This is a genomic window from uncultured Shewanella sp., assembly GCF_947501665.1.
Taxonomy (GTDB): Bacteria; Pseudomonadota; Gammaproteobacteria; order Enterobacterales; family Shewanellaceae; genus Shewanella.
This window is the reverse complement of record NZ_CANMWS010000008.1, coordinates 48476-65908: the sequence shown is the minus strand read 5'-3', so window position 1 is coordinate 65908 and position 17433 is coordinate 48476. Positions and strand designations below refer to the sequence as shown.

General features: G+C 38.9%; 17 protein-coding genes and 1 pseudogene. 13 read left to right on the top strand and 5 right to left on the bottom strand.

Going from position 1 to position 17433, the window contains the following annotated elements:
• The first annotated feature begins 126 nt into the window (after positions 1–126).
• Positions 127–1281 carry a methionine adenosyltransferase gene (gene metK / locus Q0976_RS07540; protein ID WP_299492622.1) on the top strand — a complete coding sequence of 385 codons (1155 nt, stop codon included), beginning with the start codon at positions 127–129 and terminating at the stop codon, positions 1279–1281.
• Positions 1282–1363: 82 nt separating this feature from the next.
• Complete coding sequence (locus Q0976_RS07535) at positions 1364–1792, top strand: GNAT family N-acetyltransferase (protein WP_299492620.1); 429 nt, start codon at positions 1364–1366, stop codon at positions 1790–1792.
• Between the two features lie 14 nt (positions 1793–1806).
• Here the strand turns inward: Q0976_RS07535 and Q0976_RS07530 are convergent, their stop codons facing one another.
• Positions 1807–2352, bottom strand: a complete 546-nt coding sequence (locus Q0976_RS07530) for a GNAT family N-acetyltransferase (protein WP_299492619.1) — start codon at positions 2350–2352, stop codon at positions 1807–1809.
• A 158-nt stretch (positions 2353–2510) separates the two neighbouring features.
• Here Q0976_RS07530 and Q0976_RS07525 point away from each other — a divergent pair, with 158 nt between their 5' ends.
• Both Q0976_RS07525 and Q0976_RS07520 read left to right on the top strand, forming a co-directional pair.
• Positions 2511–2963 carry an META domain-containing protein gene (locus Q0976_RS07525; RefSeq protein ID WP_299492617.1) on the top strand — a complete coding sequence of 151 codons (453 nt, stop codon included), beginning with the start codon at positions 2511–2513 and terminating at the stop codon, positions 2961–2963.
• 1 nt (position 2964) lies between these two features.
• A complete protein-coding gene (locus Q0976_RS07520) occupies positions 2965–3405 on the top strand; it encodes a GNAT family N-acetyltransferase (protein ID WP_299492615.1) in 441 nt (146 codons plus the stop codon).
• A gap of 68 nt (positions 3406–3473) precedes the next feature.
• Here Q0976_RS07520 and glpT read toward each other — a convergent pair whose 3' ends face one another.
• From glpT to Q0976_RS07505, 3 genes are all read right to left on the bottom strand, one after another.
• Positions 3474–4814, bottom strand: coding sequence for a glycerol-3-phosphate transporter (gene glpT, locus Q0976_RS07515; protein ID WP_299492613.1), 1341 nt, complete (start codon positions 4812–4814; stop codon positions 3474–3476).
• 879 nt (positions 4815–5693) lie between these two features.
• The gene (locus Q0976_RS07510; protein WP_299492611.1) at positions 5694–6131 is read right to left on the bottom strand and encodes a hypothetical protein; all 438 of its coding nucleotides are present in this window, start codon (positions 6129–6131) and stop codon (positions 5694–5696) included.
• Positions 6132–6218: 87 nt separating this feature from the next.
• Positions 6219–7076, bottom strand: a complete 858-nt coding sequence (locus tag Q0976_RS07505) for a PA4780 family RIO1-like protein kinase (protein ID WP_299492609.1) — start codon at positions 7074–7076, stop codon at positions 6219–6221.
• 273 nt (positions 7077–7349) lie between these two features.
• Here Q0976_RS07505 and cobA point away from each other — a divergent pair, with 273 nt between their 5' ends.
• From cobA to Q0976_RS07480, 5 genes and pseudogenes are all read left to right on the top strand, one after another.
• Positions 7350–8117: a uroporphyrinogen-III C-methyltransferase gene (cobA, locus tag Q0976_RS07500; RefSeq protein ID WP_299492608.1), complete on the top strand. Its 768-nt coding sequence runs from the start codon at positions 7350–7352 to the stop codon at positions 8115–8117.
• A gap of 254 nt (positions 8118–8371) precedes the next feature.
• Entirely contained in the window at positions 8372–8791 is a 420-nt protein-coding gene (locus tag Q0976_RS07495) for a hypothetical protein (RefSeq protein ID WP_299492606.1), read from the top strand.
• A 118-nt stretch (positions 8792–8909) separates the two neighbouring features.
• Positions 8910–9071: a hypothetical protein gene (locus Q0976_RS07490; RefSeq protein ID WP_299492604.1), complete on the top strand. Its 162-nt coding sequence runs from the start codon at positions 8910–8912 to the stop codon at positions 9069–9071.
• Between the two features lie 265 nt (positions 9072–9336).
• Entirely contained in the window at positions 9337–9897 is a 561-nt protein-coding gene (locus tag Q0976_RS07485; protein WP_299492601.1) for a hypothetical protein, read from the top strand.
• A gap of 208 nt (positions 9898–10105) precedes the next feature.
• Positions 10106–10213: pseudogene (locus tag Q0976_RS07480) on the top strand (cytoplasmic protein); the annotation flags it as partial.
• 264 nt (positions 10214–10477) lie between these two features.
• On the opposite strand, the gene Q0976_RS07475 reads toward Q0976_RS07480, so the two are convergent.
• Positions 10478–11221, bottom strand: coding sequence for a 5'-nucleotidase, lipoprotein e(P4) family (locus Q0976_RS07475; protein WP_299492599.1), 744 nt, complete (start codon positions 11219–11221; stop codon positions 10478–10480).
• Between the two features lie 1200 nt (positions 11222–12421).
• Here Q0976_RS07475 and Q0976_RS07470 point away from each other — a divergent pair.
• The 4 genes from Q0976_RS07470 to Q0976_RS07455 all read left to right on the top strand — a co-directional run bounded on the left by Q0976_RS07470 (position 12422) and on the right by Q0976_RS07455 (position 17183).
• A complete protein-coding gene (locus Q0976_RS07470) occupies positions 12422–13639 on the top strand; it encodes an aspartate aminotransferase family protein (protein WP_299492597.1) in 1218 nt (405 codons plus the stop codon).
• A 145-nt stretch (positions 13640–13784) separates the two neighbouring features.
• On the top strand, positions 13785–14804 hold the full coding sequence (astA, locus tag Q0976_RS07465) for an arginine N-succinyltransferase (RefSeq protein ID WP_299492595.1): 1020 nt from the start codon (positions 13785–13787) through the stop codon (positions 14802–14804).
• 9 nt (positions 14805–14813) lie between these two features.
• Complete coding sequence (gene astD / locus Q0976_RS07460) at positions 14814–16274, top strand: succinylglutamate-semialdehyde dehydrogenase (protein ID WP_299492593.1); 1461 nt, start codon at positions 14814–14816, stop codon at positions 16272–16274.
• 111 nt (positions 16275–16385) lie between these two features.
• Positions 16386–17183: a DUF1338 domain-containing protein gene (locus Q0976_RS07455; RefSeq protein ID WP_299492591.1), complete on the top strand. Its 798-nt coding sequence runs from the start codon at positions 16386–16388 to the stop codon at positions 17181–17183.
• Positions 17184–17433 lie beyond the last annotated feature (250 nt).

The following is a 17433-nucleotide window of genomic DNA, read 5'->3' as shown; positions in this document are numbered from 1 at the left end:
GCTTTTATTCATACGAATAAAATTTAACGTTTAAGGCTGTTAACTTATGTGGTTTTCTACTAAGATAGACGTCTAGATGTAGATACTTCTACACATTCAAATTGTAATAAGACGGGATTTTCCATAATGGCAAAACACTTGTTTACCTCTGAGTCGGTCTCAGAAGGTCATCCTGATAAAATCGCCGATCAGATCTCTGATGCGGTCCTTGACGCTATTTTAGAGCAAGATCCAAAAGCGCGTGTTGCTTGTGAAACCTATGTTAAAACCGGAATGGTAATGGTTGGTGGTGAAGTCACGACATCTGCATGGGTCGATATTGAAGAAATTACTCGTAAAACGGTTCGTGATATTGGTTATGTGCATTCAGACATGGGATTTGATGCGGATTCATGTGCGGTGTTAAATGCCATTGGTAAACAGTCTCCTGATATTAATCAAGGGGTTGACCGTGAGGATCCAAAAGCTCAAGGTGCTGGCGATCAAGGACTCATGTTTGGTTATGCCAGTAATGAGACTGATGTATTAATGCCTGCTCCTGTGACTTATGCGCATAAGCTTGTAAAGCGTCAATCTGAAGTGCGTAAAGATGGCACTTTACCTTGGTTACGCCCAGATGCAAAAAGCCAGGTGACTTTTGCTTATGACAATTCAGGTAAAATCGAAGGTATTGATGCTGTTGTTTTATCTACTCAGCATTGTGAAACAGTCAGCCAAGCTGATTTGATTGAAGCGGTAATGGAAACCATCATTAAGCCGGTGTTACCTGAACAATGGCTAAATCGCGACACTAAGTATTTCATCAATCCCACAGGTCGTTTTGTGATCGGTGGGCCTGTTGGTGATTGTGGTTTGACTGGCCGCAAAATCATTGTGGATACTTATGGCGGTATGGCAAGACACGGCGGTGGTGCATTTTCAGGTAAAGATCCTTCAAAAGTGGATCGTAGTGCTGCTTATGCCGCTCGTTATGTTGCAAAAAATATTGTTGCTGCGGGTTTAGCCGAGCGTTGTGAGCTACAAGTGTCTTATGCTATAGGTGTGGCAGAGCCGACTTCAATCAGTATTGAAACCTTTGGCACCGAAAAAGTATCTCATGACATCTTGATTGAGTTAGTTCGTCAACATTTTGATTTACGCCCATATGGTTTAACTGAAATGCTGAATTTAGCGCGTCCAATTTATCAAGCAACTGCAGCATATGGTCATTTTGGTCGTAATGAGTTTCCTTGGGAACAAACAGATAAAGCGGAAGTATTACGCAGTGATGCCGGACTTTAATATTCGTTTTATTTGAGAATATATTATGAATATAAAAACCGCTATTTAGCGGTTTTTTTGTATTTATGGCTTAGGGTATGTGATGAATTTTAAGCAATTGAAACTTAATTGGCTGGCTGAAAGCAATAGGAGAGAGGTGAAAGCTTTTTATCGTCAATTTATGCCTTATGCAAGGTTGCATCGTAAGGAAGCGATTTCAGTGTTTCAATTGAGTCATGGGCAGATAATCGCAAGTGTACGTTTTAGGCCAATAGGTAAACTGCTTCTATTAACAGGATTGATGGTGGACCCTGTTTTTCAACGGAATGGCTTGGCGAAGGAGTTAATGAGTCGAGCTTGCTCTCATATGAAAGAAAAGCCCATTTATTTATTGACTGAAGCTGATTTGTTGGACTTTTACCTGCGCAATGGTTTTAGGAAAATTCAGCAAAGCCCTAATGATATTGAACAGTTATCGCTTAAGTATCAAAAGCAAGGAAAATCCTTGCTTGTGATGCAATATGTAGAATAATTGAATGATCACGCTTAACCTTTTGTGTGACTCAATAGCAAATAGTAGTCACGGTCTTCAAAGGTGAAGAAGTCGATGACTTGCATCGCCGCCTTTTGAGTATGGGCAGCAAAAGAGCGTTCATTATCTTCAGCAATAAAGGTGATCATATAGGGAAACTTAAGGGCGACTTGCTGCTTTATATTATTCACTAAAGTGTTAAACACCCCTTGGCCTCGATAACTAGGATGGATCCAAATGGGGCCATATTGGCAACAATTGTGTAGTGACAATGAAACCGTGTCTAATTGCAGTTGTGTTATGCGGCCCAAAAGCATCTGATATATAGGCCAACGTTTAAAAAAAGACCAGCTTCCAGCAATGACATAAGCGATGATGTTATCTTCCACTTCAGCAACCCAGACATATTCTTTGTCAATCAGTAGGGCGAGTTCATTTGGATTGAAACTCTGGCCTTGCATTAATTTTGTTTGGCCTTGTGATAATTCATCTTGTAGGTATGTTTGTTCAAGCTGGGCTAACGCGTTAACGTCTTTAGCATGAGCGACTCTGATCCTCATAATATTCTCAACATAATATTTTAAATAGTGCTTTTAGGGATCATAACGTATTTAGAAACACAATTGCTTGAATTTGTTTAATCAAATTAACTTTATCTTACTGATTTTTACGTTATAATTATTAAAATCTAATTAAATTAATGGCTTTGAGACTGAATATGATAATTTTAAGATTGATGATAGCCAGCATGATAGTATTGCTTGCTGGTTGCCAATCGACAGGGGTAACAGTAGATAATCAACTTGAACTTGAAGGTGCATGGCATATTGAAACCATTAATGGTCAATCTGTCGTTAACTACAGTCCTGCTCAATTATATTTCAACAACAATGGTGTATTGAGTGGTAATAATAGCTGTAATACATTTACGGGCCATTATACCTTTACAGGTGATGCATTGACTCTGGTACCTGAAGCCGGAACCACGAAAGCTTGTGTTGATGCGTTAGAGTCACAAGAAAAGCAAGTGATGAGTTTAATGCCAAATGTGACTCAGGCCAATTTAATTAAAACACAATTATTATTACAAAATAAAGATGATAAAACATTATTTATATTGAAAAAAATACCGATAGTTCAGAGTGATGAGCTTTCAGGAAAGGAAAAGTGAGATGCAGATCCGTCAGGCTAAATATGATGATAAAACAGCGTTAGTGGGTTTTAATCTTGCAATGGCAAAAGAAACGGAAGGTCGTGAACTCGATATAGAACGTTTGACTCAAGGAGTGAGTCGGTTACTTGAATCGCCAGAGAAAGGCTTTTATCTTGTCGCGGATATAGACGGAGAAATTGTAGGCTCTTTGATGGTCACCTTTGAGTGGAGTGATTGGCAAGCAAAAGATTATTACTGGATCCAAAGTGTGTATATTACCCCTTCTTATAGGCGTAAAGGGATTTATAAACAGCTTTATCAAGCTGTCAAAGAGAGAGCAAAAAAAGCGGAAGGAGCGGCGAGTTTTCGCCTCTATGTAGGGCAAGACAATGAGGGAGCTCAGCACACTTATCAAGCGCTAGGAATGACGCAAAGCCACTATTTATTATATGAAGAATAAATGGTTACGGTTTAAATAATAATAGCCATCACTATTGTATTGATGGCTGTAAAGTACTTATCTATAGATCAATTGCTGACTTTATGATGATGCAGCTTTGGGTTCCAAGCCAGTGCGAGAAAAAAGCAAGCAAAGAATACAGAAGCAATCAATAAATAAAAGCTAGTGTTCCAGCCTGAATATTCAATAACAGCCCCCATAATGGCATTGGCGGGAACCGTCCCGACAAAATAGCCAAATAGCCCTGTGAAACCTGCTGCAGTGCCTGCAGCTTTTTTGGGCACTAAATCTAATGCATATAGCCCGATAAGCATAACAGGGCCATAAATAAGAAAACCTAATGCGGTGAGTGAGGCCATGTAAATCCAAATTTCATGAATGGGATTAAGCCAATATACGAGGATTGCAACGAGCATGAGTAATAAGTAAATAATGCCAATAGGTGCACGTTTTCCTTTGAATAGTTTATCCGAAAGCCAGCCACATAAGATGGTGCCTGGGATCCCGGCATATTCAAACCAAAAAACAGACCAAGCAGCTTCACTATTTGAGAAACCTTTGCCGCTGACTAGATAAGTGGGGGCCCAATCAGCAATGCCGTAGCGGAGAAAATAAATAAACGCATTCGCTAGGGCGATAAACCATAAATATTTATTATTGAGTACATATTGAAAGAAAATCGCTTTCGCAGAGAGTTCTTGTTCAAATTCCTCATGAGTCACCACGCCATGATCATGCTTATATTCTTCTATGGGAGGTAAGCCTTGAGATTGAGGGGTGTCTCGAACCGTATATAAAATAAAGATCACTAGAAGCATTGCAGCAATAGCGGGAAAATAAAATAAGCTTTGCCATTGGCCAAAGATCATTATGCCAAGTAGGGCTAGCGGTCCAATCAGTCCACCGCCAACATTGTGCGCAACATTCCATATCGATACATAAGTCCCCCGTTCTTGAGGAGAGAACCAATGGACTAAGCTTCTTCCACAAGGTGGCCAGCCCATGCCTTGAAACCAGCCATTAAGAAACATCAATATTCCCATCATGACTAAGCTATGAAGTGCCCACCCACTGAGGCCGATAACAAAATTGATAATGGCCGATAGAAATAACCCAGCGGCTAGAAAGTAGCGCGCATTTGATCTATCAGACACGTTACCCATAAAGAATTTACTCAAGCCATAAGCAAGAGAAATCATTGATAAAACGATCCCTAGCTGGGCAGTAGTGTAGCCTTCTTGTTGCAGGTAAGGGATGGCTAGACTAAAGTTTTTACGAATGAGATAGTAGCCAGCGTAACCCAAAAAAATACCTAAAAAAACTTGTATTCTTAATTTTTTATATGCGGGATCGATATCATCTTTAGGCCGCTGCTGAATGTGCCGAGCTGGTTTAAAAAAACCTATCATAATATAGGGGATATCCGCTGTGAGTTAATTGAGGTTGGACATAGTGTCTATGATTTTTTTGAGTGTCTAGTTTAAATATATCGTGCTTAGGAACTTCAACAAATAAGATACATATTGATTAGTCTTTATTTTTAATTATTTAATTGATTTTATACAAGTTAAATGGATTTTATTTTCTTTGTATTGTTTTATATAAACACAGTTGATTAATATTAGACCAACGAAAATAATACAAAAATCAAGGAGGGAAGTGGAAGAGATATTGTTGTGATATTGTTTTAATAGCTCTAAGTATTAAATATTTTTCATGTTTTTAATGTTAAATTTTTTTGTTTATTTTTGTAAATATATTGATTCAATATAATGGTGAAATTTTTATATTATTAGCAAAAGTCACCGTTTTTAGGTGAGTAATTGTATTTTTTATTGTGCATTTTATAGAACAAGCCTTAACAGGCTTATTCAGAAAAGACAGTGCAGAAATAAAAATGTTTTACTAGTGAGTGTTTTTTGATCTTTTTATGTTTTTATTTTGTATTTTTGTATTTACAGTTAGCACTTTAATTGTAATTTTGTGTGATTATTGTTGGTATTTTAAAGTGAAGGCTTTTATGTTATTTAAAATCAGCTAATATTGAGATTGGAAATGAGACTTTAGTCTTAAGTTGTTAGGGTCAATAAAAGAAATACAAGAATACTATAAGAAGGGTAGTAAAGGGGGTTGATGATGTCACAATCGTATAAGTTAGTTATAATCTGGTGTGGATTAGTGTGGTTAGTGTGGTTTGATATTGTCAATTTAGTTGGGTTTATTTGAACGATTATTCGCTTACACAGTTTGAATGTAGATTGTTGCCACATTAAAGCATAAGAATTTTGTTAGCTTTTTCTATTATTGTTAATTTGATTCGTTTTAAGCTGAACCAAATAGATAATAGGTAAGGTTATGATACTTGTGGTGATGATATCAATGACACTGTGATATTGTTGATATCGCATTAATAGGCAGTAAAGTACCATTGAGAAAATAGCCCAAAAGCACTGCTTTGTGGATTGAAGAGAAAAATAAACCACAAAAACCAGCGCTAATGCAGTATGGGTACTGTAATCAAGTCCTAGTCTAGGCCAAATTGTCATGATTTGATCTAACCACATGAGTCCGTAAATAAAACAAATTGACAATAATATCCCAAAGATTGGCTGCTTGGCGGTTGCCCAATTTTGCCTTAAACTTGTTCTGACAATGGTAATGATAAAGCTTATTCCAAGTAATGGAATATAACTATCTGCAATGACGCCCCATTCTTGATATGTCATGTGTTTTCATCAGTTGTTGTGGTTGTTTACTTTATTTTTAAAGAGAGCCATTAATACAAAAAAACATAAATGGCTCATTTTTATTCGCTAATCACTCATATTGGCTTGTAAAATCCGATCTTTTCTTTCTTGTTCTTCATCGAAAGCGGCTTGAATTTCAGCTAATACTGAGTCGACATTCGCAGCTTTAGTGCTCTCTTTAAATTGACCCGTTAATTCTGTATCGGGAGTGAGCTTTCCTGATTCAAATAATGCCCACATTTCTTTTCCGTAGCGACTGGATAAAATCTCGGGTGCATATTGGCCGTAATATTGGGTCATGTTATTCACATCACGCTCTAACATACGCTTTGCATTATTATTTGCCGCGGCATCGACAGCTTGAGGAAGATCGATAATAACAGGACCTGTGTGATCCAGTAGGACATTAAACTCAGATAAGTCGCCATGAATAAGACCAGCACAGAGCATAAGCTGAACATCTTTCATGAGTTTTTTATGATGAACTTTGGCTTGTTCTGCCGTTAATGAAACATCATTGAGTCTTGGGGCAACAAAGCCTTGTTCGTCAGTAATAAGCTCCATCAAAAGCACGCCATCAAAACAACCATAAGGCTGTGGGACTCTTACGCCAGCATAAGATAGACGGTATAAGGCGTCGACTTCCGCGTTCTGCCATGCTTGTTCTTGTTCTTGCTTGCCAAATTTAGAGCCTTTTTCCATTGCTCGTGCGCGGCGGCTATTGCGTCCTTTGCGTCCTTCACGGTACTCAACGGCTTTTTTAAAGCTGCGTTTATCCGCTTCTTTGTATATTTTGGCGCAACGGATGTCATTTGCACAGCGAACCACATAGACATCAGCTTCTTTACCGCTCATCAGGGGTCTTAGTACTTCATCCACTAGGCCTTCATCGACGAGTGGTTGTATTCGTTTTGGAATTTTCATTGGGGTCTTATACCCTACTTAAGCAAGAGATGGAATATATAACGGAACTTTATTTTCTACGCGTTAATAATATCGTCAGATTAGCATAAAAAATGAGGATATTAGCGTAAAATCATACAAAATCTGTTTTTACTGAATTAAGTAATAGGTTAGATACGGGTAAAACCTCTTATATCATAAAGGTATAATTTTTAACTTTTATATATTTATTAAGTTATAAGAGACAAGGTATATTAGCCTTAAGAAGTGAATAGTAATAAGTGAGCGATAGCAGTGGTTAATACAAGGGACAATAACCTTAAAGGTAAAGTATGGTTAGTTGGTGCAGGTCCTGGTGATGTTGAGCTGCTAACACTGAAAGCGTACCGCATTTTGCAATCAGCTGAAGTGGTTTTATATGATGCTTTAATCAGTGATGAGATTATGTCTGTGCTGCCGAATACGGCAGAAAAAATTGCTGTAGGCAAAAGGGCGGGTAAACACAGTGTGCCTCAAAATGAGATTAATCACTTGTTGGTCGAACAAGGGCAAACGGGCAAAAAGGTTGTCCGCTTAAAAGGGGGGGATCCTTTTATTTTCGGTCGAGGGGGAGAAGAGTTACAAGCCATTGTTAAGGCTGGGTTAGATTTTGAGGTTATTCCGGGGATCACCGCTGCAAGCGGCACGTCAGCTTATGCTGGAATCCCACTGACCCATAGGGATTATGCTCAAGGTGTGACTTTTATGACAGGTCATTGCAAGTTAAAAAGTCAGCCTATTGATTGGAATACCTACGCAAACCCTAACAATACATTGGTTATTTATATGGGTATTTTAAATGCTAATTTAATTAAACAAGGTTTAATGGCCGCAGGACGAAATGCTAATACGCCTGTGGCAATAGTGTCAAAAGCAACAACATCAGAACAAATGAAATTTATTGGTACGTTAAATGAATTAGATCGTTTAGCGGCTCATCCCGATTTAGTCATGCCAGCACTGATGATTATTGGCGAGGTGGTTCAATTGTCAGATACGCTGAATTGGTATCAATCTTTTTGAGCGAATTGGTAGCCTATTTACCTCGATGGTATAGTATTCCTTTTCTTTTTCATTGATTTTATAGCATTGATGTACGCTTGCTGAAGTATCACGGGATGTTACTGATATTAGCCCTTTTTTTGATCGGTTCTGTTTAATTTTATGTAAATTGATTTTAAGCAAACGAATGAAATACGTTAGTATAAATGAGATTGATTTCTATTCGTGTATACAGACCGTAGTGCATGTTTGTTGTGCTCTAAAAAGGAATTTTTATGTACTTATGCAGTATTATAATGTCGATGCTGGTAACGTATTTGTACGCCCAATATCAATGTAAACAACAGGACAGGCATATTGCCCTGCATTATGGCGTATCTCAAACACAACCTGTCCGCTTTCAAATTCCTTGTTCTCATGTTGGGTTTTATTGGTTTATTTATGCATTGCGCGCCCAATCTCTGATTATATTAGTGTTCAGTTTTGCCGAAATAAAATTAGCGCAACAATCTGTGTTGGGTATTGCCATGCAAGCGGTGGCAGGTGGAGCCTTGTTTTGTCTTTCTTTTATGATTTTAAGAGGGGGCAGCATAGTGTGGTTTTTGGCGACCTTACTGACATGTAATCCTTTTTTTTGGTTAAGTAATACGCGCTATTATCTAAAAAATAGAGATTTTTTTCATGATATATCATAGTGTTATATTTTTGTTCTGAGTTAGGATATTTTTTGTCTTCTTTTAGGGAGGAAGCTTGCTATATATGGGCTGGTAACGTATTATTTTTAAACATGTCTGTAAAGGATTGATGAGCATTATGACGTTAGAAGCAATTAAGCGTGCGGCAACCGCTTTAAAAAATAAGAAAAGTACCGATTCGTATACTCTTTCACATCAAATTAAAGCACAAATATTAGCACGTAAAATGTCAAGTGATGAGATCAATCATGTCTATGCAAAAACAAAAATTCAACTTTAACGTTTAAACAATTTTCCCTATTCCTTTAGGGGAGCCTTTAGGGTAACGCTCTGTTCTTAATCCAATGAATACATTGAATGATAAGAGTATTAAAATTCGTAAGCGACAATATATTTATGCGAACTCCTCATTAATTTCTCTTACTCTATGTAATCTATTCAATGTAAAAGCCCGTAGGCTTCACCGTAACGACTATCAAGTATTATGCGTTTATGGATTACAGGAAAGCCATTTATAACAATCAACACATAAGGAGTTGTGTGCTGTGTGGTATCATCGAATTTTTGACGAAATTATAGAAGGTGATGATGATTTTGTCGGCATGATTGCGTATGCCATTTACAAGCAAGAAAAAATTAAGTGGATTAATGTCCAATATGAAAAAACAGGTGCCTACCCTGTTAAAGACGAAATTGATCGCTATTTTCATGATGTCGCTTCAACGCCAGACTCCTTAGCTCGCTATCGCCAACAAGCTGAAAATATTGTTAATAAATTTACCCAGTTGTCTTTATTTGAAGAGCTGGATGAATATAAGAAACAATTACGGGACGATCAGATCATTAAATCTATCGAAGAGAAGCTGTATAAAGGCAAAACGAAAACCATATTTGAAAATGTGATTTCAGGTCTAGTGGCATCAGGGATCATTGTTATGTTGAGCATTTTTTTATTTTTATATGACAAAATGCAAGATGAAAATTTTAACCAAGCATCGGACATTCCTGACATTATCAAAAATAATCTACCCGATAGTTTGAACGATGACTTTAACACAGATTTAAATAAAAAAATCAATGAGAAGCTATCAGATAAGAGTTATTGAACAACCTTGAGTGGATAAGTGGATAACAGTCCTGAGCGAATAAATAGCCCTGAGCGAGTAAACAACCGTGAATGATAAGCGTCTAAAATTATCGATGGAATAAATTGCGCTTAGTCGTATATATTAGCCGCAGTATTTTGATGTGATTTTTTGATAATTTTGATATCTCATCGCCGTCAACAAGACTAAAGGCTACATCAAGGCTGGGTGGCATAAAGTTGAGTTTTTGACGGATGATACAAGCTTTAGTGTTGATTTTTATGCGCAGCAAGATTCTGATATTGTGACTGAAAACCGTTCGGAGCGTAATGAATAAGGCGTGAGTTAATGTCGTCAGTACAAGTGTCTATCGTCGTGATGACTGATTCGTTTTAATGCCACTTCAACCTGTTACATCAATATACTGAGCACTTAGCTATTACTTTATGAGTGTCACGTTAAGTAAGAGCATGATTCATTTCCACATCACGTTTCAGGCTTATTTTTTATTTTAAAATAAAAACCCGAGCCATTTCCATCGTCGGGTTTTGTTGTGTATGACGTTAACTAAATAACTAAAGCGAGAAAAAGCTGAGGCTTATTATTCATCCCAAGCGGTAAGGGGGGCCTTCATCCATGAGCCGTAAGAGGCGTTAGGTAACACAAACCAGTCTTTACCTAAATGCTCGGCTTGTTGTTGGACTAAGTGCCGTTGATATTTGGTTGATTTCTTGTTTTTAAAAATGGCGTCGAAATCGGCTAAAGTATCGCCAAATAACATCACAATGTGATAGTTTTCACGAATAGAAGCACGACGTTTCTCTTTAGTGTCAGTATACAGTAAGACATTATCGCTGCTGACTTGAGGTAAGTTAAGTGCTTTTAGGCTGTTGAGTGTTTCGGCTTTATTTGTTTGTAAGCGATCTGACACATAAAAAATATTAACGTTTTGTGAGTTCACATAATCTAAAAAAGCCTTTGCACCAGGAATAAGCGTCGGATGGCCTTTTTGTTCCCAGTCACTCCAGGTATCCCATGAAGTATAATCGTGGCAATTGTTCATATCACGAACCAGTAATGGACTGTTATCAATGACAGTTTCATCAAGATCCAGTACCACAGCCATTTTTTTAGCTGATTTGTCTGCTTGCATGATTTGCTTAAAACGCTCAGTTGCGAAAGCGTAAGTCTGTAGTTGTAGTGCGGTAACTTCAGCAGATTGCTGCTGGTAGCTTAGCGCTATTGCGTTTTCTTTGACTTTACAAGCATCATCATTACCCGCGGCCAATGAGACAGTGCTGATAAGGGGAAGGCTAAGTAAAAGCGCTGCAATTTTTTTTGTCATAGATGGAAAACCTTTATTTTTTACTGGTGGTATTAATATTAAATAATGTCAATTCGTTAGAACATGATTAAAAGCGAACTAAACCATTCAGACTCGTCAACCAGAGTTGAGATTTTGGCTGTCGCACTATTAATTAATTGCTGATTTAGGTGCTGACAGTCGAACTGATGATAAAATTTGGTGTTTATGAAGACGTGAGAGAGTCCAGCGATCGGTTGTGATCTCTTGTGTAAAGGGTGGCTGCTTTGATCACTCTATGTCTCAGTGTGAAGAATTTAGAAGCTTATTATTCATATTATTACATGATATTTTACAACCTCACCCATTTTAGACTAAATGAACATGCATATTTACATGGCTTGAGTTATTTACGTTTCTTACGTTACTGACAGGTTTGATAAATGAGTTGATAATAAAGGGCTGGTTAGGTTGTTGTTGTGCCTGTGTTTGTTTTTATTGTGACTGTTGAACTTTAGTAGTTTGTTCCCTTGTCGTATCAAACGCCTCAAGAAGGAGTGTTAGATGAAGGCATCTTTTATCTTATTGGCATAATGTCGAGTATTTAAGATCAATTGACTTGATGCGCCTTTAATTACTCTTGTTATTGCGATTAAGGGAATAATAGAAAAGCGTATCGTTAAATGATTTGTGAAGAAAGGAATATGTCATCGTGTTATTTCACCGTTAATGTAATGTGCAGTGTTCGAACTCATCGAAATCTTTGGCATGATTCAAATTGCATTCAACATTGATAGCTAAGTAATCTGAGTAATAAACGGTCAAGGCAAACGATAAAGTGAGCGAAAGCTTGTCTGGATGATCCTTTGAACTTTCCTTTTACTTTACTATGAACAATGTTCCTTATAGGCGTAAATAATAGCCAAATAAAGCCGCTTTTATTGTTTATTTATGCGTTTTTGGTGAATATTTAGAGTGAATGAGGTGTAAATAACTTTTTTATGACTATTTATGCGCTAAACGCCCATAGAATACGCTTGTCTAATTCCATTTTTCTAATCTTTATGCATTGAAAGCCGATCGTGAGTGAATAGAGTTTGTGAAAAACTGGCATTTTGATCACATTTTAGCTAATAATGTCGTTATCGTAATACAAGTCGCCGTATAAGCCCTAAGTTTTGTAGGGAATATTAAGTGACTACGGACGGTTTTTACCGTTATAACTAGAAAGGATCAGAAGCAATGAGCATTGACATTAATTTAACAAGAGCCCAATTTGATGAGGTCATGGTGCCTAATTATGCGCCTTCGGCTGTTATCCCTGTGCGTGGCGAAGGCAGCCGTGTATGGGATCAGACGGGTAAAGAATTTATCGATTTTGCTGGTGGTATTGCGGTGAACTGTCTAGGACATTGTCACCCTGCGTTAGTGGGAGCATTAAAAGATCAAGGTGAAAAGCTGTGGCATCTGTCTAATGTTATGACCAATGAGCCTGCATTGGAATTGGCGACAAAATTGGTCAATGCGACGTTTGCCGATCGTGTTTATTTTGCCAACTCTGGCGCAGAAGCGAATGAAGCAGCATTAAAATTAGCGCGTCGTTATGCGTTAGATAAGTTTGGCCCAGAAAAAGATCAAATTATCGCATTTGATAAGGCGTTCCATGGTCGTACTTTCTTCACTGTGAGTGTGGGTGGCCAAGCGGCTTATTCAGATGGCTTTGGTCCTAAGCCTGAAAGTATTTCTCATGTACCGTTTAATGATATTGCTGCTCTGGAAGCCCTGATTTCTGATAGAACCTGTGCAGTGATGATGGAACCTCTTCAAGGTGAAGGTGGTATTATTGATGCCGAACCTGAGTTTTTAGTCGCAGTACGTGCTTTATGTGATAAGCATAATGCCCTACTTATTTTTGATGAAGTTCAAACAGGTGTCGGCCGTACGGGTGAGCTTTATGCTTATATGTCTTCAAATGTGGTTCCTGATATTTTGACTACAGCAAAAGCGTTAGGGGGGGGATTCCCGATTGCGGCCATGTTAACCAAAGCAGATATTGCTGCGCATTTGAAAATAGGTACTCATGGTTCGACTTATGGTGGCAATCCACTGGCGTGCGCCGTGGGTAATGCGGTATTAGACGTCGTGAATACTCCTGAAGTATTAGCGGGCGTGAAAGAGCGTGAGCAATTGTTCCGTGACGGACTCAGTAAAATTAATGATAAATACAATGTCTTCTCAGAAGTACGTGGTAAAGGATTATTAATTGGTGGCGTGATGAATGAGCAATTTGCTGGCCGTTCAAAAGACTTTTTGGTGGCGTCTGCTGAAGAAGGTTTAATGTGCTTGATTGCTGGGGCCAATGTGGTGCGATTTACGCCTTCATTAGTGATCTCAGCTGCTGATATTGAAGAAGGTTTAGCACGTTTTGAGCGTGCAGTAGCAAAGGTTTTTGCTGCATAAAACGGGTAAAAGAGCCTTATTTATTTAAGGCTCTATCGAGTTGGCTGAAGGAATGCTTAGACAGTGCTTTTAGATGCAAATTTGTCGTGCTTATGTCAGGCATGGAAGGAGTTGACAGCCAAGTTACAATGAGGAGACATCATAGATGTTAATTATACGTCCTATTCGATCGAGTGATTATGAAGCACTCTATCGCATTGCAGAAGAGTCCGGTCATGGATTTACCTCTTTACCCGTCAATGAAACATTACTTAAAAGTAAAATTGCCCGAGTAGAAGCCTCTTTTCAAAAAGACTTACAAACACCGTTTGATGAAGGTTATTTGATGGTGCTTGAAGATACCGATACACAAGAGGTTGTGGGCACTTGTGGCCTTGAAGCGGCTGTAGGAATGGAAGATGCTTTTTATCATTACCGTTTAGGTACCGAAGTGTATCATTCTAAACAGATTGATGTGCGGAACGAGGCTGAAACCTTAACCTTATGTCATGACTATACTGGGGCCGCAGAGTTGTGTACTTTGTTTTTACGGGATACCTATCGTAAAAACAGCAATGGTCGCATGCTGTCTCGTAGTCGTTTTCTATTTCTCGCCCAGCACGCGAATCGTTTTGGCGATACAGTGATTGCTGAGATGAGGGGGGATTGTGACGATGAAGGGAATTCTCCTTTTTATGGTTGGTTACAGAAAAACTTTATTGGCATTGATTTTGTTGAGGCTGATTACCTGTCGGGTTTAGGAAAAAAAGCCTTTATGGCTGAAATGATGCCAAAGCATGCAGTTTATGTGTGTTTATTGCCTGAAGAAGCTCAAAAAGTCATTGGTGAAGTACATACCAATACACGCCCAGCATTAAATTTACTTGAAGCAGAAGGTTTTAGGTGGCGTGGGTATGTTGATATTTTTGATGGTGGGCCAACTGTTGAGTGTAATTTAAATGATATTCGCTCAGTCAGGGAGAGTCGTTTGTTAACCGTGACAATCGGTGAGATGCCAGAGACAACAACGAAATTTATTCTCTCAAATACACACTTAAAAGATTACCGAGCAACCTCGGCCCTTTTAAACGTCAGTGAAGATAACGATGATGTTATCTTATCACCCGAATTAGCCGCTGCGTTATTTGTTGAGCCAGGCCAACAAATTCGTATTTTGGCATTGTAGGAAATTAATATGACACAATTTATTCAAGGTCAGTGGGTTGCTGGTCTCGGTCACGAAGTGACTTCAATTAATCCGGCCAATCAAGACGTAATTTGGCGTGGCCAAACTGCAACACCTGAGCAAGTTGACATTGCAGTAATGGCTGCGCGTGAAGCTCAGTTTGATTGGTTTATGCTTGGATTCGATGCGCGTTTAGCGATTATTGAAGCGTATCGTGATCAGCTTGAAGCCAATAAAGCTGATCTTGCAGAAGTGATTGCACAAGAAACCGGTAAACCACAATGGGAAACTGCTACTGAAGTGGGTGCTATGATAGGTAAAATCGGCTTATCTGTTGCTGCATATCACAAGCGTACCGGTTCATCTGAAAATGATACGCCAGCAGGACGTGCGGTGCTGCGTCATAAACCTCATGGTGTGGTCGCGGTATTTGGTCCTTATAATTTTCCTGGTCATTTACCCAATGGCCATATTGTTCCTGCATTACTTGCTGGAAATACTGTGGTTTTTAAACCATCAGAGTTGACACCAAAAGTCGCTGAATTCATGTTAACGCTTTGGGAGCAAGCGGGATTACCTCAAGGTGTGATTAATTTAGTGCAAGGTGAAGTTGAAACCGGTAAGGCACTGGCGTCACATACTCAAATTGACGGTCTGTTCTTTACGGGAAGTTCACGTACGGGGCATATTTTACATCAACAAAATGCGGGGGACCCTGGTAAAATCTTGGCACTTGAAATGGGGGGCAATAATCCGCTTATCATTAAAGATGTGAATGATACCAAAGCCGCCGTACACGATATTATTCAGTCTGCTTATATTTCGTCGGGTCAGCGCTGTACTTGTGCCCGTCGTTTATATGTGCAAAAAGGTGAGCAAGGTGATGCGTTACTTTCGCAACTTGCTAGCGCAGTGAAAGAGATACAAGTGGGTGCGTGGAATGCGCAGCCACAACCTTTCATGGGTAGCATGATCTCAGAAACAGCAGCCAAAGGCATGGTCACTGCACAGCAATCATTGATTGATTTAGGTGCGACCAGCTTAGTGGCGTTAGCCCATATTGAAGCTGGGACGGGTCTCGTGTCTCCTGGGCTTATCGATGTATCTAATGTCACTGAATTGCCAGATGAAGAGTATTTTGGTCCGCTATTACAAGTGGTACGTTATAGTGATTTTGACGAGGCGATAAAACTGGCTAATAATACTCGCTATGGATTGTCAGCAGGATTATTAAGTGACAGTCGTGATGATTATGATTATTTCCTTGCTCGCATTCGTGCAGGGATTGTGAATTGGAATAAGCAAATTACTGGCGCGTCAGGTTCAGCACCTTTTGGTGGCGTAGGCGCCTCAGGTAATCACAGAGCAAGTGCTTTTTATGCGGCAGATTATTGTGCTTATCCAGTGGCTTCGGTAGAAGCGGATGCGGTGAGCTTGCCAGCAAACCTTAGTCCAGGTTTACATCTATAATGTAAAATCAAATCATGCTTAAATGTAAGCCTGATTAAATTTTATCCTGTTGTTTAGTGTATGTTCATTGAAGTGGCCAAAGGCGGCTTCAATGTTCTAAAGGAGTGAATAATGCATACCCATGTCGACAAATTGTTTGATGCATTGTGGCAAGATTATATTCAAATGACCCCATCGGCGGCCAAAGTCCATCAGTTGCTGTCTAATGGCGAACCCATTATTAACGATCATATAGCACTGAGAACCTTTAATATTGCCAAAGTGAATCTTGGCGTGCTAGCGGCACATTTTGAATCAATAGGTTACGTGGCTTGTGGTGATTATAATTTTGAGGCTAAAAAACTGGTCGCTAAACATTTTGAGCATCCAGATAGTACTCAGCCTAAAGTGTTTATTTCTGAGCTGTTGGTTGAAGAATTTAGTCCTGAATTACAGAAGATAGTAACAGGCTTTATTGATGAAATGGATGCCAGTGTTGTGACCGCAGATAACTTTTTGTATTCGGGCCGTCATTGGGATTTAGACTCGAAAACCTATGAAGTCTTATTGGCTGAAAGCGAATATGCTGCTTGGGTTGCGGCATATGGTTATCGCGCCAATCACTTTACTGTTTCGATTAATCACTTGCCGAATTTTGACAATATTCTTGATGTGAATCAAGCATTAAAACAGGCAGGTTTTGTGCTCAATGCAGTGGGTGGTGAAGTTAAAGGTTCCTCTGAGGTATTGCTGGAGCAATCATCCACCATGGCGGATAAAATCAATATGCACTTCAGTGATAAGCAGCTCGAGATCCCCAGCTGTTTTTATGAGTTTGCCTTACGTTATAACATGCCTAATGGTGAACTTTATACAGGTTTTGTGGCCGCATCAGCTGATAAAATCTTTGAAAGCACTAATGTTAATTAGCCCGTTAGTTAAGTCGTTGAACTAACGGATTAATCATTGAAAAGCCACTCAAATGAGTGGCTTTTTTGTTAATGCATTTAGTCTAATCAACCTGAACTTTGGATAATGAGTGTCAAAGAGTATTGGCCATCCATTTAAAGTCAATAGGTTAAAATCAGTCCCGTTATTTTTTATTGTTTAATTTGGCTAAATACCGCTATTTTTGTCTATACCAAGGCGGGATGTCGTGTCTAATAGTGGGCTATTAGTA

What these genes read in the sequence shown, in the direction of transcription:
- metK (WP_299492622.1), top strand. Translation starts at nt 127, where the DNA reads ATGGCAAAACACTTGTTTACCTCTGAGTCGGTCTCAGAAGGTCATCCT.
- Q0976_RS07535 (WP_299492620.1), top strand. Translation starts at nt 1,364, where the DNA reads ATGAATTTTAAGCAATTGAAACTTAATTGGCTGGCTGAAAGCAATAGG.
- Q0976_RS07530 (WP_299492619.1), bottom strand. Translation starts at nt 2,352, where the DNA reads ATGAGGATCAGAGTCGCTCATGCTAAAGACGTTAACGCGTTAGCCCAG.
- Q0976_RS07525 (WP_299492617.1), top strand. Translation starts at nt 2,511, where the DNA reads ATGATAATTTTAAGATTGATGATAGCCAGCATGATAGTATTGCTTGCT.
- Q0976_RS07520 (WP_299492615.1), top strand. Translation starts at nt 2,965, where the DNA reads ATGCAGATCCGTCAGGCTAAATATGATGATAAAACAGCGTTAGTGGGT.
- glpT (WP_299492613.1), bottom strand. Translation starts at nt 4,814, where the DNA reads ATGATAGGTTTTTTTAAACCAGCTCGGCACATTCAGCAGCGGCCTAAA.
- Q0976_RS07510 (WP_299492611.1), bottom strand. Translation starts at nt 6,131, where the DNA reads ATGACATATCAAGAATGGGGCGTCATTGCAGATAGTTATATTCCATTA.
- Q0976_RS07505 (WP_299492609.1), bottom strand. Translation starts at nt 7,076, where the DNA reads ATGAAAATTCCAAAACGAATACAACCACTCGTCGATGAAGGCCTAGTG.
- Q0976_RS07495 (WP_299492606.1), top strand. Translation starts at nt 8,372, where the DNA reads ATGTACTTATGCAGTATTATAATGTCGATGCTGGTAACGTATTTGTAC.
- Q0976_RS07490 (WP_299492604.1), top strand. Translation starts at nt 8,910, where the DNA reads ATGACGTTAGAAGCAATTAAGCGTGCGGCAACCGCTTTAAAAAATAAG.
- Q0976_RS07475 (WP_299492599.1), bottom strand. Translation starts at nt 11,221, where the DNA reads ATGACAAAAAAAATTGCAGCGCTTTTACTTAGCCTTCCCCTTATCAGC.
- Q0976_RS07470 (WP_299492597.1), top strand. Translation starts at nt 12,422, where the DNA reads ATGAGCATTGACATTAATTTAACAAGAGCCCAATTTGATGAGGTCATG.
- astA (WP_299492595.1), top strand. Translation starts at nt 13,785, where the DNA reads ATGTTAATTATACGTCCTATTCGATCGAGTGATTATGAAGCACTCTAT.
- astD (WP_299492593.1), top strand. Translation starts at nt 14,814, where the DNA reads ATGACACAATTTATTCAAGGTCAGTGGGTTGCTGGTCTCGGTCACGAA.
- Q0976_RS07455 (WP_299492591.1), top strand. Translation starts at nt 16,386, where the DNA reads ATGCATACCCATGTCGACAAATTGTTTGATGCATTGTGGCAAGATTAT.